Genomic DNA, 2,747 nt, shown 5'->3' with positions numbered 1-2,747 from the left:
GATAATGGGATTAAACAGTTCTTTATTATTCGTTTAATTCTACAAAACATCTATGCCCAAAACCCCAATATCCTACTACGGAGGAAAACAAAATATGCTGAAAGAGATTCTACCAAGAATCCCTGATCATAAAATATACACTGAAAGCTTCTTTGGAGGTGGAGCCGTATTCTTTGCCAAAAACCCTGTAAAAAGTGAAGTGATTAACGATACCAATAATATGGTGGTTAATTTCTATGAAGTCCTAAAAACAGATTTTAAAGGACTTGTGTCTAAAATTGAATCGACTTTGTTTTCAAGAGCGTCTTATATCGTAGCTCATACAATTTATAAAATGCCTCATTTATTTGATAAACTCCAGCAGGCATGGGCATTCTATATTGCTACCAATATGGGGTTCTCCTGTAAAATTGGATCTTGGGGTTATGATAAATACGGAAAACGACTCAAAACTTTTCTCAACAAAAAAATGAATTTCTCTTTTGATGCAGCCATTCGTTTAAAACATGCTCAGATTGAAAGCAAAGATGCTATTTCGGTCATTGAAAGTAGAGATACCATCGATACTTTTCATTATGTAGACCCACCCTATATTGATTCCAACCAAGGGCATTATGGGGGTTACACAGAATCAGATTATCAAAACCTTTTAAAATGCCTTTCTAAAGTAAAAGGAAAATTTCTTTTGTCCTCTTATCCAAGTGATATTCTTGATGAATTTATCCAAAAGAATAGATGGCAAACCATCTCATTTGAAAAACCTTTATCGGCTCAAAAATCAAATGGACAATCCCGAAGTCGAAAAGTGGAAGTATTAACCGCTAATTATCCCATCGATTGATCTACATAATTTTTATTAACTCAAAAAACTACATAGCATGAAACCTATAGAAATAAACGTTTCCTATTATCCAAAATTACAGGAAAGGGAAAACCCAAAAGTGACCTCCTCCCAAGAAGCATTTAGGTATATCCTAAAGATTTGGAATATGGACACCTTACATCTTAAAGAAGAAATAAAAGTCATTTATCTAAATCGCAGTAATCGAATTCTTGGATTTCATAATCTATCTGTGGGAGGAATAAATTCTTGCACAGTGGATTGTAAACTGATTTTTGGAATTGGACTTCGCTGTGCAGCCTCGGGATTTATCTTGGTGCATAACCATCCATCAGGAACCAAAGAACCATCCAAAGAAGATATTATTCTGACTAAAAAACTTCAAGACCTTGGTAAAAAACTAGACTTACATCTTATAGACCACCTGATTATTTCCAGCAAAGAAGAATATGTTTCGATGATGGAAAAGAATTATTTGTAAGGGTGGTTAAAAAGTAGTCATCCATTTTTGTTCAACAATTTAAAACCTAAACCATCATGAAAAACACCAACATGATCGATAGCTTAATAGAAGCTATTCAAACTGACAAAAAACTTTTAGCGGAGATAGAACATAAAATCTCAAAAGCCAAAGAAGAGAAGCGAGCCATTGTAGAAAGACTTCGAGTATCTAAAAATGATACTTTGGTATTGCTAAAATATCTTGATGATAAACAAAAAGAAAAGATTGATAACCTAAATCTTGATTTAGATACATCTTCTTCAAGAAGCCCAATTAATAAAGTAGCTCAAAAGGCGTTTGATATCATCCAAAAAGCAAAAGACCATAAACTAAGTAACGGAGCTTGGTATGAGACTTATGTACAATCTCTTTCTAAAGATGAAGAGGTTGTTTCCTATACCACCTTTAATATCAAATGTCGCTCATTGTTTAATACGCAAAAACTGATTCGGGAAAAATCTGAAAACTCCAAAAGCTCCAAGGAAGACATCATTTCTTTAAACGGACGACCTGTAATGGGGAAAAATCCAATAAAAAAGTGAATAAACAAAAACACCAAATCCTAGTGGATTTTGGTGTTTTTATTAGGAAGAAGAAGCCATCATAATCTCATCAATATATTCCGATACAGAAGCTCGAGCCTCTGCCAGAGACTTGCACAGAATTGGAGATGAGGTCTCCAAACCACCCAAATCCCCTTGTAAAATAAGGGGATTTTCTGGTTCGAGCCACCCTTTTTTAGCCTTTATTCTATCGACGCAAGAAAAGAAGGTCGATAAGTGTTTGGGCTTTATAATACAAAGCTTTTTGTCGATTAGTCTCTGGTTCGAGCCAAATTGAATAAGTATGTCTTTTACCTCATTTATTTTCCCAGTTTGGATGATTTTTTGTGCTTTTTCACCCAGTTTTAAAATGGAATCTAAGGTGTTATTAACCAGTTTTTGTCTGTGAGAATACAGAGAGATTTCCGTATCTAAATCATCTATTTTTCTTTGAATTTCTCCATTTTTCTTTTGGTAGATTTCGGTGGTAATATCCCCATCGGCTCGCATATTAAGCAGTCCATCTTGCCTAGAAACCAAATCAGCTTTATGCTTTTTTAAAAGACTGATATGTTCTTCTTTTTCTTGAACTCTTTGATCACCCGATTCATTAATAAGCTTTGAAAGAAATTTTCCAATAGAGTTCGGAATTTGAATACTTCCTAAAAACTCCATAAACTGTTTTTGTAAGTCTTCTTGGGTAATATACTTTTGAGAACAAGGTCCTTTTTTCTTTACACATCGGTAATAGGTTCTATCCATCCGATTAGGATTTTTCATATCCGATATTTTGGTAAAACATTTTGAACAATCATCCCGATGACGAGCCGAGAATTTATATCGACAGTTGGTACAACGAACT

At 34.1% G+C, this 2,747-nt stretch carries 4 protein-coding genes; 3 read left to right on the top strand and 1 reads right to left on the bottom strand.

Annotated features, from left to right (window positions below):
• The first annotated feature begins 52 nt into the window (after nt 1-52).
• Genes N4A45_06310 through N4A45_06300 form a run of 3 tightly spaced genes read left to right on the top strand, consistent with a single transcriptional unit; the run spans nt 53 to nt 1,885 of the window.
• Nucleotides 53-841 (top strand): DNA adenine methylase, encoded by a 789-nt coding sequence (locus tag N4A45_06310; protein ID MCT4664830.1) that lies wholly within the window; start codon nt 53-55, stop codon nt 839-841.
• Nucleotides 842-878: 37 nt separating this feature from the next.
• Nucleotides 879-1,322, top strand: a complete 444-nt coding sequence (locus N4A45_06305) for a JAB domain-containing protein (GenBank protein ID MCT4664829.1) — start codon at nt 879-881, stop codon at nt 1,320-1,322.
• Nucleotides 1,323-1,378: 56 nt separating this feature from the next.
• Nucleotides 1,379-1,885, top strand: coding sequence for a hypothetical protein (locus tag N4A45_06300; protein MCT4664828.1), 507 nt, complete (start codon nt 1,379-1,381; stop codon nt 1,883-1,885).
• Between the two features lie 42 nt (nt 1,886-1,927).
• Here N4A45_06300 and N4A45_06295 read toward each other — a convergent pair.
• A partial coding sequence (locus N4A45_06295; GenBank protein MCT4664827.1) for a zinc ribbon domain-containing protein occupies nt 1,928-2,747 on the bottom strand: 820 nt, incomplete at its 5' end.

Source organism: Flavobacteriales bacterium, from assembly GCA_025210805.1.
Classification (GTDB): domain Bacteria; phylum Bacteroidota; class Bacteroidia; order Flavobacteriales; family CAJXXR01; genus JAOAQX01.
The sequence above is the reverse complement of the archived record's forward strand: the minus strand, read 5'-3'. Positions and strand labels throughout refer to the sequence as shown.